The organism is uncultured Sphingomonas sp., assembly GCF_937859915.1.
Lineage (GTDB): Bacteria > Pseudomonadota > Alphaproteobacteria > Sphingomonadales > Sphingomonadaceae > Solisphingomonas.
In genome coordinates, this window is sequence record NZ_CALMAW010000137.1 from 1 (window position 1) to 18,217 (window position 18,217).

General features: G+C 70.1%; 18 protein-coding genes and 1 tRNA gene. 11 read left to right on the forward strand and 8 right to left on the reverse strand.

Annotated features, from left to right (window positions below; all coding sequences use genetic code 11):
- The 3 genes from Q0326_RS17775 to Q0326_RS17785 all read right to left on the reverse strand — a co-directional run.
- Nucleotides 1–897: TolC family protein (locus Q0326_RS17775; protein WP_298693105.1), on the reverse strand; the 897-nt coding region annotated here is incomplete at its 3' end.
- A gap of 110 nt (nt 898–1,007) precedes the next feature.
- The gene (locus Q0326_RS17780; protein WP_298693107.1) at nt 1,008–1,694 is read right to left on the reverse strand and encodes an amino acid racemase; all 687 of its coding nucleotides are present in this window, start codon (nt 1,692–1,694) and stop codon (nt 1,008–1,010) included.
- On the reverse strand, nt 1,691–2,704 hold the full coding sequence (locus Q0326_RS17785; RefSeq protein WP_298693109.1) for a D-cysteine desulfhydrase: 1,014 nt from the start codon (nt 2,702–2,704) through the stop codon (nt 1,691–1,693). The genes Q0326_RS17780 and Q0326_RS17785 overlap by 4 nt, the downstream gene beginning before the upstream one ends.
- A 216-nt stretch (nt 2,705–2,920) precedes the next feature.
- Here Q0326_RS17785 and Q0326_RS17790 point away from each other — a divergent pair, with 216 nt between their 5' ends.
- The 4 genes from Q0326_RS17790 (at nt 2,921) to Q0326_RS17805 (ending at nt 8,859) form a co-directional block, all read left to right on the forward strand.
- Nucleotides 2,921–5,422 carry a DegT/DnrJ/EryC1/StrS family aminotransferase gene (locus Q0326_RS17790; protein ID WP_298693111.1) on the forward strand — a complete coding sequence of 834 codons (2,502 nt, stop codon included), beginning with the start codon at nt 2,921–2,923 and terminating at the stop codon, nt 5,420–5,422.
- Nucleotides 5,419–6,459 (forward strand): glycosyltransferase, encoded by a 1,041-nt coding sequence (locus Q0326_RS17795; protein WP_298693113.1) that lies wholly within the window; start codon nt 5,419–5,421, stop codon nt 6,457–6,459. The genes Q0326_RS17790 and Q0326_RS17795 overlap by 4 nt, the downstream gene beginning before the upstream one ends.
- Nucleotides 6,460–6,557: 98 nt before the next feature.
- Nucleotides 6,558–8,027 carry a CYTH and CHAD domain-containing protein gene (locus Q0326_RS17800; protein WP_298693116.1) on the forward strand — a complete coding sequence of 490 codons (1,470 nt, stop codon included), beginning with the start codon at nt 6,558–6,560 and terminating at the stop codon, nt 8,025–8,027.
- Between the two features lie 103 nt (nt 8,028–8,130).
- Entirely contained in the window at nt 8,131–8,859 is a 729-nt protein-coding gene (locus Q0326_RS17805) for a ParA family protein (RefSeq protein ID WP_298693118.1), read from the forward strand.
- Between the two features lie 4 nt (nt 8,860–8,863).
- Here Q0326_RS17805 and Q0326_RS17810 read toward each other — a convergent pair whose 3' ends face one another.
- The 3 genes from Q0326_RS17810 to Q0326_RS17820 all read right to left on the reverse strand — a co-directional run bounded on the left by Q0326_RS17810 (nt 8,864) and on the right by Q0326_RS17820 (nt 10,564).
- Nucleotides 8,864–9,283: a hypothetical protein gene (locus Q0326_RS17810; RefSeq protein ID WP_298693120.1), complete on the reverse strand. Its 420-nt coding sequence runs from the start codon at nt 9,281–9,283 to the stop codon at nt 8,864–8,866.
- A gap of 283 nt (nt 9,284–9,566) precedes the next feature.
- Nucleotides 9,567–9,653: transfer RNA gene (locus tag Q0326_RS17815), tRNA-Leu, on the reverse strand.
- 113 nt (nt 9,654–9,766) lie between these two features.
- Nucleotides 9,767–10,564 (reverse strand): zinc-ribbon domain-containing protein, encoded by a 798-nt coding sequence (locus Q0326_RS17820; RefSeq protein WP_298693122.1) that lies wholly within the window; start codon nt 10,562–10,564, stop codon nt 9,767–9,769.
- 146 nt (nt 10,565–10,710) lie between these two features.
- Here Q0326_RS17820 and ftsE point away from each other — a divergent pair, with 146 nt between their 5' ends.
- Genes ftsE through Q0326_RS17840 form a run of 4 tightly spaced genes read left to right on the forward strand, consistent with a single transcriptional unit; the run spans nt 10,711 to nt 13,557 of the window.
- Nucleotides 10,711–11,424, forward strand: coding sequence for a cell division ATP-binding protein FtsE (ftsE, locus tag Q0326_RS17825; RefSeq protein WP_298693124.1), 714 nt, complete (start codon nt 10,711–10,713; stop codon nt 11,422–11,424).
- On the forward strand, nt 11,424–12,308 hold the full coding sequence (locus tag Q0326_RS17830) for an FtsX-like permease family protein (RefSeq protein WP_298693126.1): 885 nt from the start codon (nt 11,424–11,426) through the stop codon (nt 12,306–12,308). Before ftsE ends, Q0326_RS17830 begins: the two co-directional genes overlap by 1 nt.
- Nucleotides 12,305–12,835 (forward strand): YdcF family protein, encoded by a 531-nt coding sequence (locus Q0326_RS17835; protein ID WP_298693128.1) that lies wholly within the window; start codon nt 12,305–12,307, stop codon nt 12,833–12,835. The genes Q0326_RS17830 and Q0326_RS17835 overlap by 4 nt, the downstream gene beginning before the upstream one ends.
- Nucleotides 12,836–12,843: 8 nt before the next feature.
- Nucleotides 12,844–13,557, forward strand: coding sequence for a 1-acyl-sn-glycerol-3-phosphate acyltransferase (locus Q0326_RS17840; protein ID WP_298693130.1), 714 nt, complete (start codon nt 12,844–12,846; stop codon nt 13,555–13,557).
- 136 nt (nt 13,558–13,693) lie between these two features.
- Here Q0326_RS17840 and Q0326_RS17845 read toward each other — a convergent pair whose 3' ends face one another.
- Nucleotides 13,694–14,599 carry a prephenate/arogenate dehydrogenase family protein gene (locus Q0326_RS17845; protein WP_298693131.1) on the reverse strand — a complete coding sequence of 302 codons (906 nt, stop codon included), beginning with the start codon at nt 14,597–14,599 and terminating at the stop codon, nt 13,694–13,696.
- Nucleotides 14,599–15,705, reverse strand: coding sequence for a histidinol-phosphate transaminase (gene hisC / locus Q0326_RS17850; RefSeq protein WP_298693133.1), 1,107 nt, complete (start codon nt 15,703–15,705; stop codon nt 14,599–14,601). Before hisC ends, Q0326_RS17845 begins: the two co-directional genes overlap by 1 nt.
- A gap of 173 nt (nt 15,706–15,878) precedes the next feature.
- On the opposite strand from hisC, the gene Q0326_RS17855 reads away from it, so the two are divergent.
- From Q0326_RS17855 to metW, 3 genes are all read left to right on the forward strand, one after another.
- The gene (locus Q0326_RS17855) at nt 15,879–16,292 is read left to right on the forward strand and encodes a hypothetical protein (RefSeq protein WP_298693135.1); all 414 of its coding nucleotides are present in this window, start codon (nt 15,879–15,881) and stop codon (nt 16,290–16,292) included.
- A 33-nt stretch (nt 16,293–16,325) separates the two neighbouring features.
- Nucleotides 16,326–17,441, forward strand: a complete 1,116-nt coding sequence (locus Q0326_RS17860) for a homoserine O-acetyltransferase (protein WP_298693137.1) — start codon at nt 16,326–16,328, stop codon at nt 17,439–17,441.
- A 112-nt stretch (nt 17,442–17,553) separates the two neighbouring features.
- Nucleotides 17,554–18,150: a methionine biosynthesis protein MetW gene (gene metW / locus Q0326_RS17865; protein ID WP_298693139.1), complete on the forward strand. Its 597-nt coding sequence runs from the start codon at nt 17,554–17,556 to the stop codon at nt 18,148–18,150.
- The last annotated feature ends 67 nt before the right edge of the window (nt 18,151–18,217 follow it).

Sequence of the window (18,217 nt, forward strand, 5' to 3'; positions counted from 1 at the left end):
CTGCGCGAGCATCGCGGCGGGCACGTCGGCGCCGAGCGCGCGGTCGGCGACGGGCACCGCGCGCGGCGGATCGAACCAGGCGGTGACCGATCCCGGCGCGCGGCCGGTCAGGATCGCGACCGCGTTGACCGCCTGCGCGAAGCTGGTCTCGAGCGCCGGAATGGTCGCGGCGGTCTGCTCGCGCTGCGCGCGCGCCTGGGCGAGGTCGAGGCTCGAGACCAGCCCCGCCTTGACCCGCCAGCCGACGAGCTGGAGCGTTTCGTCCTCGGTGGCGAGGTTGGAGCGCGCGATCGCCAGCCGCTCCTGCGCCGAGCGCGCGTTGACATAGTCGAGTGCGACCTCGGCGACGATGGTGCGCTGCGTGTCGCGCAGGCTCTCCGCAGAGCTGGCATAGTCGCCCCGCGCCGCCTCGACCGAACGGCGGACGCCGCCGAACAGGTCGACCTCATAGGCGGCATCGAGCCCCGCATCGAACTGATTATAGCTGCCGCTAGTCGCGAAGGAGGTGGCGCCGACGCTGCTGCCGGTCCCGAGCCCAGGCGTCGCGACGGTGAGCGCCGAGCCCTTGCCGAGCAGCGCGGTGCGTCCCGCCGACCCGTTGGCGGTGAGCGTCGGAAACAGCGATGCGCGCGCGCCCCGGTAGGTCGCGCGCGCCTGCCGCAGCCGGGCGCCGGCGGCATCGATGTCGGGATTGGCGGCGAGCGCCATCGTCACCAGCCGGTCGAGCAGCGGATCGCCGAGCGCCGCCCACCAGGTCGCGAGCTCCTGCTCGTCGGGTGCTGCGGCGCCGGGTGCGACGTCGGCATGATATTGGTCGGGCACGCCGATCCTGGCCGCCGAGGGCGCATGATAGTTCGGCCCAACCGTGCAGCCCGACAGCGCAAGCGCCAGCGACACGGCCGCCGCCGCACACACTCGTCCCGCCGTTGCTGCGTTCCCCTTGCCCATCACGTCCTGATAGCGTCGCCTGCCGCAGATGCGAAAGCCCAAACGGTGCGCCGGCCGGCTCAGCGTGTCGCTTCCGCGATCAATGCGTGCACCAGCGCATCGGTGCTGTCGACCAGCGGCACCGCGCAATCGGCAGCGCCGAGCAGCAAGGGCACCTCGGTACAGGCGGCCACGATCACCTCCGCGCCCCGCGCGACAAGACCGGCCGCGAGCGCCGCCATGCCCGCACGTGCAACAGCGCCGGTCTCGCCCGCCTTGACGCCGTAGATCAGCGCCATGAAGCCCGGCTGGTCCTCGGTGAGCAGCACGTCATAGCCCGAAGCGGCCAGCGGCGCCTGGTAGAGGTCTGCACCGAGGCAGGCGTCGGCGGCGAGCAGCCCGATCCGCCGTGCCTGCGGATGGTCGCGCGCGATCGCGGCGATGGTAGCGTCGATCATCGAGACCAGCGGGATCGCGGTGCCGGCCTGGATGTCGTCCGCCCAGGCATGCGCCGAATTGCACGCGATCGCGAGCATATCCGCGCCCTGCCGTTCGAGCCCCTGCGCCATCGCGACCAGCACGGACTCGGGCGACGGACCGTCCTGCTCGATCGCGGCGTTGCGGTCGGGCACCTGCGGATTGCAGTCGACCAACAGTCGGAGGTGATCGGCATCGCGCCTTGCCGGCGTTGCCGCAAGCAGCCGCGCCATCAGGTCGACGGTCGCGGCCGGCCCCATGCCGCCGAGGATGCCGATCGCGCGGCTCATGCTTGCGGCACACCCTGCGCGAGCACCGGCCGATAGGCGTAGAGCGCGGGCGATCCGCCGGTGTGGACGAACAGCACATTCTGGCCCGCGGTCCAGCGGCCTTCGCGGACCTGGCCGATCAGCCCCGCCATCGCCTTGCCGGTGTAGACCGGGTCGAGCAACACGCCCTCCTGGCTGGCGAGTAGCCGAACCGCCTCGACCATCGTATCGGTGGGCAGCGCATAGCCGTCGCCGACCCAGCGATCGTCGACCACCGTCTTGCCCATCGCGATCGCGGCGTCATGGCCGAGCAGCGTCGCGGTCCGCGTCGCGAGACCTTCGACCAACGCGGTCTGCTCGGCTTGCGGCCGCCGCACGCTGACACCGCTGAGCGGCATCCCCGAACGCGCGCTCTCGAGCCCAACGAGCAGCCCGGCATGCGTCCCCGCACTACCGCTCGCGCAGACCACCGTATCAAACGCGACGCCCATGTCCGCCGATTGCGCGACGATCTCGCCCGCGCAGGCGACATAGCCGAGCGCACCGAGCGGGTTCGAGCCGCCGCCGGGGATGACATAGGGCCTGCGCCCCTCACCCTTGAGCGCCTCGGCGATGCGCGCCATGCCCGCGGCGAGATCGGTGCCCGCAGGCACGACCTCGATCGATTCGACGCCGAGCAGATCGAACAGGAAATTATTGCCGGTACCTTCAGCGTCATAGGTGCCGGCGTGGCGCTCCTCGATCAGCAGTCGGCATTTGAGCCCCTCCTTCACCGCGGCGGCGGCGGTCAGCCGGCAGTGATTGGACTGTGGCGCGCCGGTGGTGACCAGCGTGTCGGCGCCCTGCGCCAGCGCGTCGGCGACGAGAAATTCAAGCTTGCGCGTCTTGTTGCCGCCCGCGGCCAGCCCAAGCTGGTCGTCGCGCTTGATCCACAGCCGGGGGCCGCCGAGCAGCGCCGACAGACGGTCCATCGGTTCGATCGCGGTATAGCCGGCGGTATAGCGGCGGCGGGGAAAGCGGGCGATGCTCATACTGGAAAGCTCCGTTGCGGGACTGTCGCCATGACGCGCCGCCCCGCGGGCCGCAACCCCGCCACCATGGCGGATCGTGGGCTAATGGTCCGGGATCGTTACCAGACCGGTCTGACTATTGGTCCGAATCGGGCGGAGCGTAAGGCTTATTTAGCGACCTTCGGTGCAGAACCAGGCGGATATTCGCGCTCGTGCGCGCTTCGAGGATTCCCGCCGATGGACCTGCCGCTGATCAAGCCCGAACCGCCGAAGCTCAGCCGGATGCTCGCCGGGCTCGAGGCGATCGAGGCGTCGGGGACGTACAGCAACAACGGCCCCGTCGTCCGCCGCTTCGAGCAGGCGGCGACCGAGCGGCTGTTCGGCGGGCGCGGCGGGTGCCTGGCGGTCTCCAACGCGACGCTCGGGCTGATGATCGCGCTGCGCCACGCGACGATGCGCCAGGCGCCGGGGCGCCAGCTGGTCCTGATGCCCGCCTTCACCTTCGCGGCGACCGCGCAGGCGGCGGCCTGGGCCGGGCTGACCCCGCTGCTCGCCGATTGCGATCCCGACGATTGGTCGTTGTGCCGTCACGCCGAGGAGACACTCTTCGCGGAACATGGCCAGCGCATCGCCGCGGTGATGCCCTATGCGACCTTCGGCAACGGCATCGATCTCGATCGCTACGCCTGGCTAGCACGGCGGCACGACGTCGCGGTCGTCGTCGACGCCGCCTCGTCGCTGGGCTCGCTCGATGCCGAGGGCCGCGGCTTCGGCACCGGCAGCCCTTTCCCCGTGGTCTATTCGATGCACGCGACCAAGCCCTTCGCGACCTCCGAGGGCGGCCTGATCCACTGCGCCGACACGGCGGTGATCGAGACGCTGCGTGCGATGGCCAATTTCGGCTTCGCGGGCGGGCGCTCGGCGACGCTGCCCGGGCTCAACGCCAAGCTCGCCGAAATCCCCGCGCTGATCGCCGAGGCGCGGCTCGCCGACATCGGCGCGATCGTCGCGCAGCGCGAGACGTTGGCGGCGCGCTATCGCGAGCGGCTCGCCGGCTTCGCCTTCCAGAGCCCGCGCGGCCATGCCCAGGCGGCGCAATTCATGCCGGTGTTGCTGCCTCGCGCGCTCGCCCCGCACCGCAGGACGATCGTCGAGCGGCTCGGCATGGCCGGCGTCGGCGCCGGCACCTATTTCAGCCCCCATCTCGGCGAGCAGCCCTGGTTCCGCGAGACCTGCGTGATCGCCGCGCTCCCGGTCACCGACGATATCGCTGGCCGGATGCTGGCGCTGCCGCTGACCGACGCGATGACGTCAGCGGATGTCGATCGCGTCGCGCTGACGCTGATCGCGATCTGCGACGCCTTGCCGCGCGTGCGGACCGTGGCGGCAACGCCGCGCGACCGCGTCCTCGGCACGGTGATCGTCGGTGGCGGCCCGGGCGGAGTCGCGTTGCTGTGCGCGGCGGGCAAGGCGGGGCGGCTCGATGCGCTCGCGCGCGCCGGCATCGCGGTCGTCGACCGCGGCGAGACGATCGGCGGGGGGCGGCTCGGTGGCTATGCGATCACCTCGGACAGTTCGGCCGAGACCTTCCTCACCGCTGACGGAGCGCTGCCCTCCGGTCTCGCTATTGCCGACGAGCCCGCGGGCCGCGCGATCGCCGAGCATAAGGGCGCGCTCGGCGTGCCGCTGCCCAAGGTCGGTGCCTATCTCGATCGGCTCGGCGGCGTGCTCGGCGAGCGACTGCGCGCGCTGGGCGGCGATGTGATCCACCGTCACGAGGTCGTGTCGTCGCAGCAGACCGGCGACGGCCTGTGGCGGACGCGCGCCCGCAGCCTCGCCGACGGCACCTCCATCGAACTGCTGTCGCGCGCCATCGTCATCGCCACCGGCGGTCACCAGCCCGCGATCCGGCTCGCCGAGCAAAAGGTTGCGGGCGCCTCGCTGGTCGAACGCTGCGGCAACCGGCTGATGCAGTCCGACACCGCGCTGGCGGACGGCGGCCTGGCGACGATCCGGGACCGCCTGCCCACGGACCGCCCGGCGCGGATCGCCATCGTCGGGGGATCGACCAGCGCGATCACCGCGGCGGTGCGGCTGCTCAAGGCCTCCCCCGCCCTGTCGATCGAGGCCGGCGGCATCGCGCTGCTTCACCGCCGCCCGCTGCGCCCCTTCTACCCGTCCGCCGACGCCGCGCACGCCGATGGCTACAGCGACTTCGGCCCCGACGACATCTGCCCCGTTTCGGGCTTCGTCTACCGGCTTGGCGGCTTTCGGCTTGAGGCGCGCGAACTCGTCGTCCATGCGCTCGGCATCGGCGGTCGCGTCGGCGATCCGCGGCTGCAGCTTCACCAGCTCTCCGGCGAGGACGACATGCACGCCGCCTATCTGCTCGACCGCGCCGACCTGGTGATCGCCGCCTTCGGTTATCAGCCGCATGCGCTGCCGCTGCTCGATGCCCGCGGTCGCGCGATCCGATTACGCTGCGCGGCGCCGATGCGCGGCCGCATGGTCGACGATCTCTGCCGCGTCGTCGATACCGACAGCATCGCGGTGCCGGGCGTCTTCGGCATCGGGCTGGCGGCCGGGTTCGTGCCGCACGGCAAGCTCGGCGGCGAAGCGAGTTTTCGCGGCCAGGCCAACGGGCTGTGGTTGTGGCAGAATGACGTCGGCCAGATGATCGTCGAACAGCTGCTGGCCGACCAGGATGCGGCGCGAGGCGCTCGCCGCGCGACCGCGTGACCTTTGTCGCGCCACCGACGATCAGCGTGGTGATGGCGGCCTATAATGGCGCCGCCTTCCTGCGCGAGACGATCGACAGCGTGCTGGCGCAGACCATGCCGGATTTCGAGATCGTCGTCGCAGACGATTGTTCGACCGACGATACCTTGGCTGTTCTGGCGGCGATCGACGATCCCCGGCTGCGCGTCATTTCCTGTCCGCGCAATGGTGGCCCGGCCGTCGCACGCAGCATCGCGATGGCGCACGCGCGCGGCCGCTATATAGCGGGGCTCGACCAGGACGACCTCTGTCGCCCCGACCGCTTCGCGCGCCAGCTCGCCTATCTCGACACCCATCCCGACGTCGTGCTGGTCGCCTCGACGATCGAGATGATCGCAGGCAGGACGGTGCGCCGCGACCCCTATCCCGACCTCGTCGATCCCGCCGAGATCGACTGGACGATGTGGCTGCTCAATCCGCTCGGCTGGTCGACCGTGCTGATCCGTGGCGAAGCGGCGCGCGCGCTCGATCCATTCGAGCGCGACGCCTATCGCTATGCCGAGGATTTCGATCTTTATGCGCGGATCCGGGCGTTCGGCCGGATCGGCCGCATCGCCGAGCCGCTGGTGCGCTATCGCATCCATGCCGGCGGCGCGAGCCAAGCGTTCGAGGACCGCATGATCAACGCGGCGGCCCGCGTGCTCGCCGATCGCTACACCGGCAATTTTGGAGACGGCGCGATGGCGGCGGCGCTGCTGATGAGCCGCCACGCCGCCTCGGGCTATGCGCCGCCCGACGCCAAGACGCTGGCCCGTTGCGGCGAGATCATCGCGGTGCTGCTCGCCGCGCATGGCGATGCCGCACCCGGCTTCGCCGCGAGCAGTGCCTCGACGCTGTGGTGGCGGATGGCGCGTGCCGGGCTGCGCACCGGACGCTATGGCGTCAGCGCGGCACTACGCGCCCGCCCGCGCTTCGCCGCGCCGCGCGACGGGCTGTCGGCCGCGATGCTCCGCGACCTGCTGATCGGCGCGGTCCGCCGGAGCGGGCTCCGCGGGTGATCGCCCGCAGACGGGAGGGGGAAACGGCGACGTCGCACGATGGCGTGCGATCGTCATGCCGCCTAGCGGCTGTCCGGTTCGCCCGCTACATTGCGGCGATGACCGGCAAGGACGAGATCGAGCTCAAGCTCCAGGCGGATCCGCTGGCGATTGCCACGCTGCTCGCCGACCCGCTGATCACCGATCATGCGCCGATATCGCGCGATCAGCTGTCGACCTATTATGATACCGACGACCACGCGCTGCGCCGCGCCGGGCTGTCGCTGCGGATCCGGCGGATCGGCGAACGCCGCATCCAGACGATCAAGACGGAGGGACGGGGGGCCGCGAGCCTTTTTGCGCGCGGCGAATGGGAGCAAGACGTCACCGCCGACGCGCCCGAACTCGACGACATCGCGTTCGTACTAGGCGACGCGCTGGCAGATGGCGTGCGGCCGCAGCCGATCTTCACCGTCGCGGTCAACCGCACGCGCGTCGTCCATGCCTTAGATGGCGCCCGGATCGAGCTTGTCGCCGATCAGGGAACAGCGACCGCGGTGGGTCGCGAATCGCCCGTCTGCGAAATCGAGCTCGAGCTGCTCGACGGCGACCGCGCCGCGCTGTTCGCGCTCGCGACCAAGATTGCCGCACGCGTGCCGCTCAAGCTCGGCGTCCTGACCAAGTCCGAACGCGGCTACGGCCTGCTCGCCGGCCGCGATCGTGCTGCCATAAAGGCCGAGCCGATCGCGCTGTCGCGCGACAGCGATGCTGCCGCCATGTTCGAGATGATCGCCGGGGCCTGCCTGCGCCAGTTCCGGCTCAACGAAGACAAGCTGCTCGAGACCGGCGCGGCGGAACCGCTGCACCAGGCCCGCGTCGGGCTGCGGCGGCTGCGCTCGGCGCTGTCGATCTTCCGGGACATGCTGGCCGGTCCCGAGCTCGACCGCTTCCAGGAAGAACTGCGGACGCTGGCGGCGCTGCTCGGGCGCGTGCGCGACGTCGACGTCCTGCTCGACAAGCTTGGCGATGAAGACGCGCTGCGCCGGCTCGAGGAGGCGCGCGCCGAGCGCCATGCGGCGGTCGTCGCCACGCTCGCCTCGCCCGCGATCCGCGTGCTGATGCTCGACCTCGTTGCGTGGATCGCGATCGGGCCGTGGCGCGAGGCCGCCGGCAACGCCGACATCCGCTTGATGCCCGCGCGGGACTTCGCCGAACATGCGCTCGACCGGCTGCGACGGCGCGTCAAGCGGCGCGGCCGCCACTTCGCCAGGTTGGACGAGGCGGCGCGCCACCGCGTCCGCATCGCGGGCAAGCAGTTGCGCTATGCCGCCGAGTTCTTCGCCGGCCTCTATCCGGGCAAGAAGCCCAGCCGCCGTCGCGAGACGCTGCTCGAGGCGCTCGAGGCACTGCAGACGCAACTCGGCCATCTCAACGACACCGCGAGCGGCCGCGCGCTGTTCGACGAACTCGGCATCGCCGATGCCGACGCGATCTTGGCGGCAGGCAAGAAGGGCAATCTTTCGCGGCTGCTGCCCAAGGCCGAGGACGCCTATGAGCGGCTGATCGATGCCAAGCGCTTCTGGCGCTAGCGGCGACGGCGCGATCGGCTATCGCCGCGGCTGACGCCGGACCGTCACAGGGATATGCGAGCGGTCGCGGCGCTTGGCGACGAGACGGGAGGACGACGGGCACGTGGCGACGATTGCGGTCTACAGTCTGAAAGGCGGCGTCGGGAAGACGACGCTGTCGACCAGTCTGGCCTGGTGCGCGGCGGCCGGGGGATCGGCACGACGGACCCTGTTGTGGGATCTCGATCCGCAGGCCGCCGCGTCCTGGCTGCTCGGCGCCGCCGACCCCGGTCGGGACGACGCGCAGTCGATCTTCACGCGCGCGGTCGAGGCCGACAGCCTCGTCCGGGCGACGCAGATTCCCAATCTGTCAGTGCTCCCGGCCGATCGGTCGCTGCGGGCGCTCGATCGGCTGTTCCACGAACTCGACAAGCGCAAGCGTCTCGCCAAGCTGACCGAGCGGCTGGGCCGGAGCTGGGACCGCATCATCCTCGACTGCCCGCCAGGCCTCACCGACACCGCCGACCAGGCGGTCCGCGCGGCGACGCTGATCATCGTGCCGGTGATCCCCTCGCCGCTGGCGCGTCGCGCCTTCCATGACGTCGCGCATCATCTGCGCGAGGCGCATGGCCGCGTCGCACCGATGCTGCCGGTGTTCAACATGGTCGATCGCCGCCGCAAACTGCATCTGGCCGCGCTCGCCGAGCATCCCGACTGGCCGGTCGTCCCCAGCGCCAGCCTGTTCGAGACGATGACCGCCAACCCGCCCTTATCCGGTCCCTTCCCCAGCGAGTCCGCCGCCGCGCAGGCGATCGCGGCCTTGTGGCGCGGGATCGAACGCCGGCTTGGCTGACCGCTCAGAAGCCCGATCGGGCGGCACGCGGCGGCAGGTAGACAGGCTTGGCCTCGGGGCGCTCGGTCAAGCGAACGACGTCCGCCTGCTCGCGCTCGAAATGCTGGCGAAGCCGTCCGATCATCTCGAGCGCGGCGACGCGGTATTTGGCCTTCTGCTCGAACACCCGGACGACCGACCAGTCGGCGAGATACGCCTTGTACAGCACGCCCATTGCGTCGCAGCGCCCGCGCATCCGCATCGACAGTTCGCGCACCACGGGGTCCGAGGACTGCAGCAGCGTCGGGAACACGGTCTGATGCTTGAACTCGGTGTAGGTCTTGAGCTGCAGCGCGAGCTGCCAGCGGATCTGGCCCAGCTCGACGGTCTCGAGATCGCCGGATCGGATCAGGATCGCCTCGGCCGCCTTGAGCGTCGAGCGCATATCGTCTTGCTGGCGCCGGATCGTCCTAAGCACGTCGTTCTCCCGTTGCTGAACGGATTGTCAGCCGCCGGTTAACGGGATCTTGCCTGGCGACGGCCAGCGTACCCCGGTTCGACTAATGTCGCGGACCGTGCAGACCGGCGCAACCTGCGAAAAAGTCAGCTATTCGAGCCGACGCGCGGCGACCCGCAACGCCCACAGGGCATCGGCTTCGATCGGTTGATACGCCCTGATGGTTCGATCGGATCGACTGGCCCCGCAGGGCGGTGATCCCGATAAAGACTGGTGCGGTCGAGAAGACTCGAACTTCCACGGCCTTTCGGCCACAGCGACCTCAACGCTGCGCGTCTACCAATTCCGCCACGACCGCACGTCGTTCTGCCCGCCATGTCCCTTCGCAAGAAGAGCCCCCGGCGGCCGGTAGGGGCGAGCCTCTAGCAAAGCCGCCCCCCCCACGCAATGCGCTTTATCCGTCGCTATGCATCAATGTGCATCGGTGTCCGCGAAGCTCAGGTTGAGCGCCTTGGAGCCTTGCGGCACGTCCACTTCGGCGCTGTCGAAATCCGCCGATCCCCTAGGCGGCAGCGCATGGACGGGGGCGCTGATCGTCCAGCCGTAGACGGTGTGGCCATTGGCATCGCGCAGCTCGGCGTGGATGTCGGGGACGGGCTGGCGGATCGCGGTCGGATTGACGATCCGGCCGGACACCGCGAACAATTCATTGCCCGTTGCCAGCGTACGGCGCTCGGGCTTGCGGATCACCTGCAACATCAGCGGGCTGGTCGTGCCCGCGGCGCTCGTCCAGCCCGAGAAGACGTGCGGCCCGAACCACGCCACGGTTGCCGCGACGATCAGCATCAGCGCAGCGGCGAGCGCTGCGAGCGTGGTCATCACCGTATTGCGGTTGCGGCGCGCGCGGAACGGCGGTGTCGGTGCATAGGGATCGATCGACGGCGGCGGCGCGCGCAGATCATCAAAGCCGTCGGATGGCGGCGAGGTCGCGATGCCCGTCGGCGGAACGCCCAGGTTCGAGCGCGCGCTGAGCGGGCGTCCGCCTTCGGCGTAGGCGGTGGGCCGTGCCGCGGCCGCCGGCATGGCCGGTGCGATCGGCGGGGAGAAATCGGTTGGTGGCGAATAGGTGTCGGCACCGCTCGCCACCATCGCCGGTTCCTGAAACCAACTGTGGCGGCAGGACGCGCAGCGAACCTGACGTCCGGTGGCACCGACCGCGCTGTCGGGCACCAGATAGCGGGTGCCGCAGGCAGGGCAGCTCAATATCATGCTGGTCGTCCGGCCTTTCCGTCTCGCGCAACTCGCCGGCCGGTCTAGGACGGCGGACGCCCGGCTGGCAAGCGCCGCGCTTGCCCCGGCCTCGTGGCATGTGCGAAAGCGCCAGGCGAGTTTCGGGCGAAAGGCAAAGGCGGCGCATGGCCGGTATCGTGCAGTTCGAGAATGTCGGCCTGCGCTATGGCACCGGAGCGGAGACGCTGTCGGACCTGAGCTTCAGCCTGGCGCAGGGCAGCTTCTACTTCCTGACCGGCCCGTCGGGCGCGGGCAAGACGTCGCTGCTCAAGATGCTGTATCTCTCGCAGCGCCCGTCGCGCGGCAGCATCCGCCTGTTCGGCGAGGATGTCGTCCAGCTGCGTCGGGCGCGGTTGCCGGGCTTCCGGCGCCGTATCGGAGTCGTCTTTCAGGACTTCCGCCTGATCCCGCATCTGTCCGCCTTTGACAATATCGCCCTGCCGCTGCGCATTGCGGGCGTCGACGAGCGCGACCTGGTGACACCGGTGCGCGAGATGCTCGCCTGGGTGGGTCTTGCCGACCGCGCGTCGGCGCGCCCGCCGACGCTGTCGGGCGGCGAGCAGCAGCGCGTCGCGATTGCCCGCGCGGTGATCGGCCGACCCGAAATCCTCGTCGCCGACGAGCCAACCGGTAATGTCGATCCCGAGATGGCGGCACGGCTGCTGCATCTGTTCGATGCGCTCAACACGCTGGGCACGACGATCGTGGTCGCGACGCATGACATCCATCTGCTCAGCCGCGTCGCCTCGGCGAACGTGATGCGGCTCGACCGCGGCCAGCTCCATGATCCGACCGGGGCGCTGCGCCATCCGCCCGGCGGCGGCGAGGCCTACGCCTGATGCTCGGTGCGTCGCAGGCCGATCGCCGGCTATTGCCCGAGGGCCGCCTCGCGGGCCCGATGCCGTGGGTCATCGCGATCATGATGTTCCTGACTGCGCTTGCCGCCGCCGCCGGCCTCGCGATGGGCGACGCCGCGCACCGGCTCGGCGGCGATCTCGGCCGCCAGGTCACCGTACAGATCGTCGCCGGCGATCCCGCGCTGCGCGACCACGAAACCGATGCGGTGCAACGCGTGCTCGGCCGCGAGGAGGGCGTCGCGGGCTTCCACAAGCTCGGCGGCGACGAGATGCAGGCGCTGCTGCGCCCGTGGCTCGGCGACGCCGGGCTCGACCGCGACCTGCCGCTGCCCGCGATGATCGACGTCGATCTCACCGCCGCCGGCCGTGCGCGGCTCGATCGCATCGCCGGCGCGCTGACCGCCGCCGCCCCGCATGCGCGGATCGACGACCATGCCGCATGGCTGGCGCCGCTGGTCGGGCTGATCCGATCGCTCGGGCTGCTCGCCGGCGGTATCGTCACGCTGATGGTGGGCGCGACCGCGGCGGCGGTGGTGCTCGCGGCACGCTCGGCGCTCAACACGCATCGCCAGACGATCGACGTGATGCACATGATGGGATCGACCGACGTGCAGGTCGCCCGCCTCTTCCAACGCCGGCTTGCGCTCGATGCGCTGTTCGGCGCGATCGTCGGGCTGATCGGGGCGATCATCGTGATCCTCGGCATCGGGCGGCGGCTGGGCGAGATCGGATCCGGGCTGGTCGGCTCGATCGCGCTGCCATGGACCGCCTGGGTCGCGCTGCTCGCCCTGCCGCTGCTCGCCGGGTTGCTGGCGTTGGCCGTGGCGCGGCTCACCGTCCAGCGCGCATTGGCGAGAACGCTATGACACGGGTCCTCGGCTTCCTCGTGCTGCTCTGGGCGCTCGGCTTCGCGCTGTTCGCGCTGACGCTGCCGCGCCCGGCGGACGACCGCGTCACCGATTCGATCGTGGTGCTGACCGGCGGCCCCGGCCGGCTCGACCGCGGGCTCGATTTGCTGAGCCGGCACAGGGCGCGACGCCTGTTCCTGTCGGGCACCGATCGCAGCGTCCGCAAGAGCGAGCTCGCCGCGCGCACGCATCGCCCGCCTGCGCTGTTCGATTGCTGCGTCGATCTCGGGCAGGAATCGGTCGACACGCGCTCCAACGCGATCGAGACCGCCGCGTGGCTGCGCGCGCACCATTATGCCAGCGTCCGGCTGATCACCACCGATTGGCACATGCCGCGCGCCCACGCCGATCTTGCGCGCGTGCTCGGCCGCGATCCGATCCTGATCGTCCCCGATGCGGTGCGCAGCCAGCCCAGCCTGCTGACGCTGTTCACCGAATATCACAAATATGTGCTGCGCCGGTTCGCGGCACCCTTCGGCTATTGAGGGCCCGCATGGCGCTGACCCGTTCGCTGCTGTTCCTGACGCTCGCCTATATCGTCACGATCGGCATGGTGCTCGCGGGCATTCCGGTCGCATTCGTCAGCCGGCGCGGCTTTTCGCATTATGCCCGGCGTTGGGCGGCGACGCTCGAATGGCTGGCCGACCACGTTCTCGGCGTACGGCTGCAGATCGAGGGCGAGGTGCCGCGCGGACCGGTGTTGGTCGCCGCCAAGCATGAATCGGCCTATGAGACGCTGGTGCTGATGGCGCTGCTCGACGATCCGGTGATCGTGCTCAAGCGCGAGATCGCCGACGTGCCGGTGTTCGGTCCGCTGACCCGGCGTCACGGCGTCATCCCGGTCGATCGCGCCGCCAATGCCGCGGCGCTGCGACGGATGCTCGCGGCCGCCGACGTTGCCAAAGCCCAGGCGCGCGCGGTGCTGATCTTTCCGGAGGGCACGCGCGTGCCGCATGGCGAAGCGCCGCCGCTGCAGGCGGGCTTCGCGGGGCTCTACGGGCGGCTCGGTCTGCCGGTGGTGCCGGTCGCGACCGACGCCGGGGTCAATTGGCCCAAGGGCGTGCGCAAGACGCCGGGCGTGATTCGGCTGCGCTTCGGCACGCCGATCCCCCCCGGCCTGCCGCGCAAGGCGGCCGAGGCGGCAGTGCACGCGGCGATCAACGCGCTGAACGATGGCAACGAACACTTCCGCCACCGTTCGTCCTGAGTAGGGACTGAGCGTAGTCGAAGGCCCGTATCGAAGGATCGCCAGGCCACATCCTTCGATACGCCATTTCGACAAGCTCAATGGCTACTCAGGACGAACGGTTGGTGGTTGGCGCGGCGGAGCGAGGGAAATGCCCCTAATGTTTCCGCCCGAAGTCCGGCGCCGGATCGTCCTGACCCTGTTCGAGGATCGACCGCCTGACCGCACGCGTGCGCGTGAACAGGTCGAACAGCTGCTCGCCGTCGCCCCAGCGGATCGCGCGCTGGAGCATGGTCAGGTCCTCGGTGAAGCGTTGCAGCATCTCCAGCACGGCTTCCTTGTTGGAGAGGAAGACGTCGCGCCACATCGTCGGGTCCGAGGCGGCGATGCGGGTGAAGTCGCGAAAGCCGCCGGCGGAGAATTTGATCACCTCGGAGGCGGTGACCTCCTCCATGTCCGAGGCGGTGCCGACGATCGTGTAGGCGATCAGATGCGGCAGATGGCTGGTGATCGCGAGCACGCGGTCGTGGTGCGCCGCGTCCATCGTCTCGACGTTCGAGCCGAGCCGCTGCCAGAATTCGGTCACACGTGTGACCGCCACCGGATCGGCGCCCTCGGATGGGGTCACGATGCACCAGCGGCCTTGGAACAGGCTCGCAAAGCCCGCATCGGGCCCGCTATGCTCGGTGCCCGCAACCGGATGCGCGGGCACGATGGCATGGCCGGGCAGCGCGTCGAGCAGTTCGGCGAGCACCGCCGCCTTGGACGAGCCGACGTCGGACACCACCGCGTCGGCGGGCACGTCGGCGGCGATCTCGCGCGCGACCGCGCCGATCGCACCGGGGGGTACGCACAGGATGACGAGGTCGGCGTCGATCACCGCGGCGCCCGCGCTGTCGGCGAAGTCATCGACGAGATCGAGCGCGGCAACGCGCGCCCGCACCAGCGGATCGGCGTCGTGGCCCGAGAGGCGGACGGTCGGCATCGCCTCGCGCACCGCGCGCACGATCGACGAGCCGATCAGCCCGAGCCCGATCACCGAGACACGCGCAAACGGCAGCATCAGCCGGCGACAAGCTCGCGGATCGCCGCGGCCAGCCCGCGCACCTGCGGTTCGGTGCCGATCGTGATGCGCAGCCCGTGGCGCAGCCCCTGGCCCGGCAGCCAGCGCACGATGAAACCGCGCTCCATCAGCCCGCCATAGACATGTTCGGCGGTGGTTTCGCCCTCGAACAGCACCAGCACGAAATTGGCCTTGGACGGCACCGCGCGCACGCCGGCATTGCCGAGCGTGGCGATCTCGGCCGCGAACCAGCCGCGCCATTCGGCATTGTGCGCCCGGCTCGCCTCGACGAAGTCGGTCGCCGCAAGGCTGGCGATCGCCGCCGCCTGGCCACCCGTGGTGACGTTGAACGGCGCGCGGATCTTGTGCATCGCCTCGATCACCTTGGCCGGGCCGTAGCCCCAGCCGATCCGCTCGGCGGCCAACCCGAAAATCTTCGAGAAGGTACGCGTCACGAGCACATTGGCGTGTGTCCGCGCGAGGTCGAGCCCGCCATCGTCGTCGTCCGGGTCGAGATATTCGGTATAGGCCTGATCGACGACGAGCAGGCAGTCGGCGGGGAGCCCGGCATGCAGCCGCGCGATCTCGCTCCGGGACGTATAGGTGCCGGTCGGGTTGTTGGGGTTGGCGACGAACACGACGCGGGTGCGCGGCGTCACCGCGGCGAGCAGCGCGTCGACGTCGGTCGCATAATCGCTGTCGGCGGCCTCGACCGGGGTCGCGCCGACGCGACGCGCCGCGATCGGATAGACCGAGAAGCCGTAGCGGACATAGAGCACCTCGTCGCCCGGCCCCGCGAAGGCGCCGGCGGCGAGGTGAAGCACCTCGTCGGATCCCGTGCCGTGGATGACACGGTCGGCCTCGAGCTCGTAATGCGCGGCGATCGCCTCGCGCAGCGCGGTTGCCCCGGCGTCGGGATAGCGTTCGAGCGTGCTGGCGGCGGCGGCGAACGCCGCGCGCGCCTCGGGCGCTGTGCCGAGCGGGTTCTCGTTGGACGAGAGCTTGGCGGCCTCGACGCCGCTGTCGGTGGTGGCGCGGCCGGGCACATAGGGCGCGATCGCGTCGATCCAGGGTTTCGGGGCGAGGACGGTGGTGGCGGCTGTCATGGCCGCGTCCTGTAGCGACGAAGCGCGCGCGAGGGAACGCCGTTCGCACGCCGCGACGCGTCGATCGCAGGCTGCCCCATAACGATACGCCGCGCGCATGTCGCCCGCAGCCGCCGATGCGCTGTCGCGTTAGGACCAGCATCAGCCCCCGGGCAGGTAAGGAGTGTGTAGCGATGGTTGCCGATATGCCGATTGCGTCGATCTATCTGATGATCGTCGGCGGTCTCGCGACCGCGCTCGCGATGGCGGCGATGCGCCGCGACGGGCTATGGGTGCTGGCGATCGGCCTGCCGCTGCTGCTCGCCGCCGAGCGCGCCGGACTGCCGCCCGCGCTCTTCGCCTGGGGGTGTGCCGGCTATGCGCTCGCGGTGCTGCTGGTCGCGGGTCTGGCGGCGATCCGGGTGACCGGCCTGCCGCTCGGCGCGGCGCTGGTTGCCGCGGTGGCGCTGACCGGCCTGTCGTCGATGCCGGCGGCGGCCTATCATCCCGATCCCGCGCCGCTCTCGTTGCACCGGCCGCCGACGATCGGCGTCCAGCTCGCCGCGATGCTGGGCACGCTTGCGGACGACCCGCGCTACGCCGATTGACAAGTCTTAGCGCCGCCCCCTAGCGGCTAGGCGATGGAGCATGACGAGCGGTTCGGCCACGCGCGCAGCGTCACCCTGCCCGGGCCGCTGGCGCTCGATGGCGGACAGAGCCTCGCGCCCGTCACCATCGCCTACGAAACCTATGGCACGCTGAACGCCGATCGTACGAACGCGGTGCTGATCTGTCATGCGCTGACCGGCGACCAGCATGTCGCCAGCGTCCATCCCGCGACGGGCAAGCCCGGCTGGTGGACGCGGATGGTGGGCCAGGGGCAACCAATCGACCCGGCGCGCCACTTCATCGTCTGCGCCAATGTGCTGGGCTCGTGCATGGGCTCGTCGGGTCCGGCGATGGCAGCCGCCGACGGCACGCCGTTCGCGATGCGCTTCCCGGTGATCACGGTACGCGACATGGTGCGCGCGCAGGCGATGCTGCTCGATCATCTCGGCATCGACACGCTCACAGCAGTCGGCGGATCGATGGGCGGCATGCAAGTGCTCGAATGGGCGGCGACCTATCCCGCGCGGGTGCGCGCCGCGGTGGTGATCGCAAGCGCCGCGCGCCATTCGGCGCAGAACATCGCCTTCCACGAAGTCGGGCGGCAGGCGATCATGGCCGACCCCAAATGGCGCGGCGGCGACTATTATGAGAGCGGCGATCCGCCCGCTGCCGGGCTCGCGGTGGCGCGGATGGCGGCGCACATCACCTATCTGTCCGAAGCCGGGCTCACCGAGAAATTCGGCCGGCGGCTGCAGAAGCGCGAGGCGGTCGGCTTCGGCTTCGACGCCGACTTCCAGGTGGAAAGCTATCTGCGCCATCAGGGGATCAGCTTCGTCGACCGGTTCGATGCGAACAGCTATCTCTACATCACCCGCGCGATGGACTATTTCGACCTCGCCGAAGAGCATGGCGGCCTGCTCGCCAACGCCTTCCGACAGACGCCGACACGCTTCTGCCTGGTCTCGTTCGACACCGACTGGCTGTATCCCACGCGCGAATCGCGCAGCATCGTCCAGGCCCTGAACGCCGCGGGGGCGGCGGCGAGCTTCGTCGAACTGTCGTCGCCCTTCGGGCACGACGCCTTCCTTCTCGACGTGCCGGAGTTGAACCGCGTCGTGGACGGATTTCTGCGGGCGGGCGGGCTGTGAGAATGGACCACCCTAACCCGTTCGTCCTGAGCGAAGTCGAAGGACGTACCCCGAGCGCGGCGCCTGAAGCCCGTGCTTCGACTTCGCTCAGCACGAACGGAATAAGGGCGTCATGAGCGAGACCCTCCGCCCCGATCTCGCGATCATCGCGCGCCACGTCGCGCCGGGCTCGCGCGCGCTCGACGTCGGCTGCGGCGACGGAGGGCTGATGGCAGCACTGCGCGACCAACGGCAGGTCGACGCGCGCGGAATCGAGATCGACGCCGCCAATGTCGCGACCGCGGTCGCGCGCGGCCTGTCGGTGGTGCAGGGCGACGCCGACGTCGATCTCGCGGGCTATCCGTCGGGCGCGTTCGACTATGCGATCCTCAGCCAGACGCTGCAGACCGCGCGCGCGCCCGATCGCGTGCTGGACGAGCTTCTGCGAATCGGCCGGCGCGCGTTCGTGTCCTTCCCGAACTTCGCCTATTGGCGCGTGCGGATGTCCTTGCTGTGGGGCGGGCGGATGCCGGTGACGCGCACGCTGCCCGAGGCCTGGTATGCGACCCCCAACATCCACCACGTCACGATCGACGATTTCCGCGGCTTCCTGCGCGAGCGCGGGATCGAGACTGAGGGCGCCTGGTTCCTCAACGGCGACCGGCTGACCAGCGCCGCCGCCGCGAATTTTCGCGCGGATCATGCGGTGTTCTTGATCCGGCGGGGTTGAGCCGCACGTTAAAGAACCCGTTCGTGCTGAGCGAAGTCGAAGCACATGCTATACACGCCATCGCTTG

Excerpts from the sequence above, each read along its gene's own strand:
- Q0326_RS17780 (WP_298693107.1), bottom strand. The coding sequence starts at position 1,694 with ATGAGCCGCGCGATCGGCATCCTCGGCGGCATGGGGCCGGCCGCGACC.
- Q0326_RS17785 (WP_298693109.1), bottom strand. The coding sequence starts at position 2,704 with ATGAGCATCGCCCGCTTTCCCCGCCGCCGCTATACCGCCGGCTATACC.
- Q0326_RS17790 (WP_298693111.1), top strand. The coding sequence starts at position 2,921 with ATGGACCTGCCGCTGATCAAGCCCGAACCGCCGAAGCTCAGCCGGATG.
- Q0326_RS17800 (WP_298693116.1), top strand. The coding sequence starts at position 6,558 with ATGACCGGCAAGGACGAGATCGAGCTCAAGCTCCAGGCGGATCCGCTG.
- Q0326_RS17810 (WP_298693120.1), bottom strand. The coding sequence starts at position 9,283 with ATGCGCTCGACGCTCAAGGCGGCCGAGGCGATCCTGATCCGATCCGGC.
- Q0326_RS17820 (WP_298693122.1), bottom strand. The coding sequence starts at position 10,564 with ATGATATTGAGCTGCCCTGCCTGCGGCACCCGCTATCTGGTGCCCGAC.
- ftsE (WP_298693124.1), top strand. The coding sequence starts at position 10,711 with ATGGCCGGTATCGTGCAGTTCGAGAATGTCGGCCTGCGCTATGGCACC.
- Q0326_RS17830 (WP_298693126.1), top strand. The coding sequence starts at position 11,424 with ATGCTCGGTGCGTCGCAGGCCGATCGCCGGCTATTGCCCGAGGGCCGC.
- Q0326_RS17835 (WP_298693128.1), top strand. The coding sequence starts at position 12,305 with ATGACACGGGTCCTCGGCTTCCTCGTGCTGCTCTGGGCGCTCGGCTTC.
- Q0326_RS17840 (WP_298693130.1), top strand. The coding sequence starts at position 12,844 with ATGGCGCTGACCCGTTCGCTGCTGTTCCTGACGCTCGCCTATATCGTC.
- Q0326_RS17845 (WP_298693131.1), bottom strand. The coding sequence starts at position 14,599 with ATGCTGCCGTTTGCGCGTGTCTCGGTGATCGGGCTCGGGCTGATCGGC.
- hisC (WP_298693133.1), bottom strand. The coding sequence starts at position 15,705 with ATGACAGCCGCCACCACCGTCCTCGCCCCGAAACCCTGGATCGACGCG.
- Q0326_RS17855 (WP_298693135.1), top strand. The coding sequence starts at position 15,879 with ATGGTTGCCGATATGCCGATTGCGTCGATCTATCTGATGATCGTCGGC.
- Q0326_RS17860 (WP_298693137.1), top strand. The coding sequence starts at position 16,326 with ATGGAGCATGACGAGCGGTTCGGCCACGCGCGCAGCGTCACCCTGCCC.
- metW (WP_298693139.1), top strand. The coding sequence starts at position 17,554 with ATGAGCGAGACCCTCCGCCCCGATCTCGCGATCATCGCGCGCCACGTC.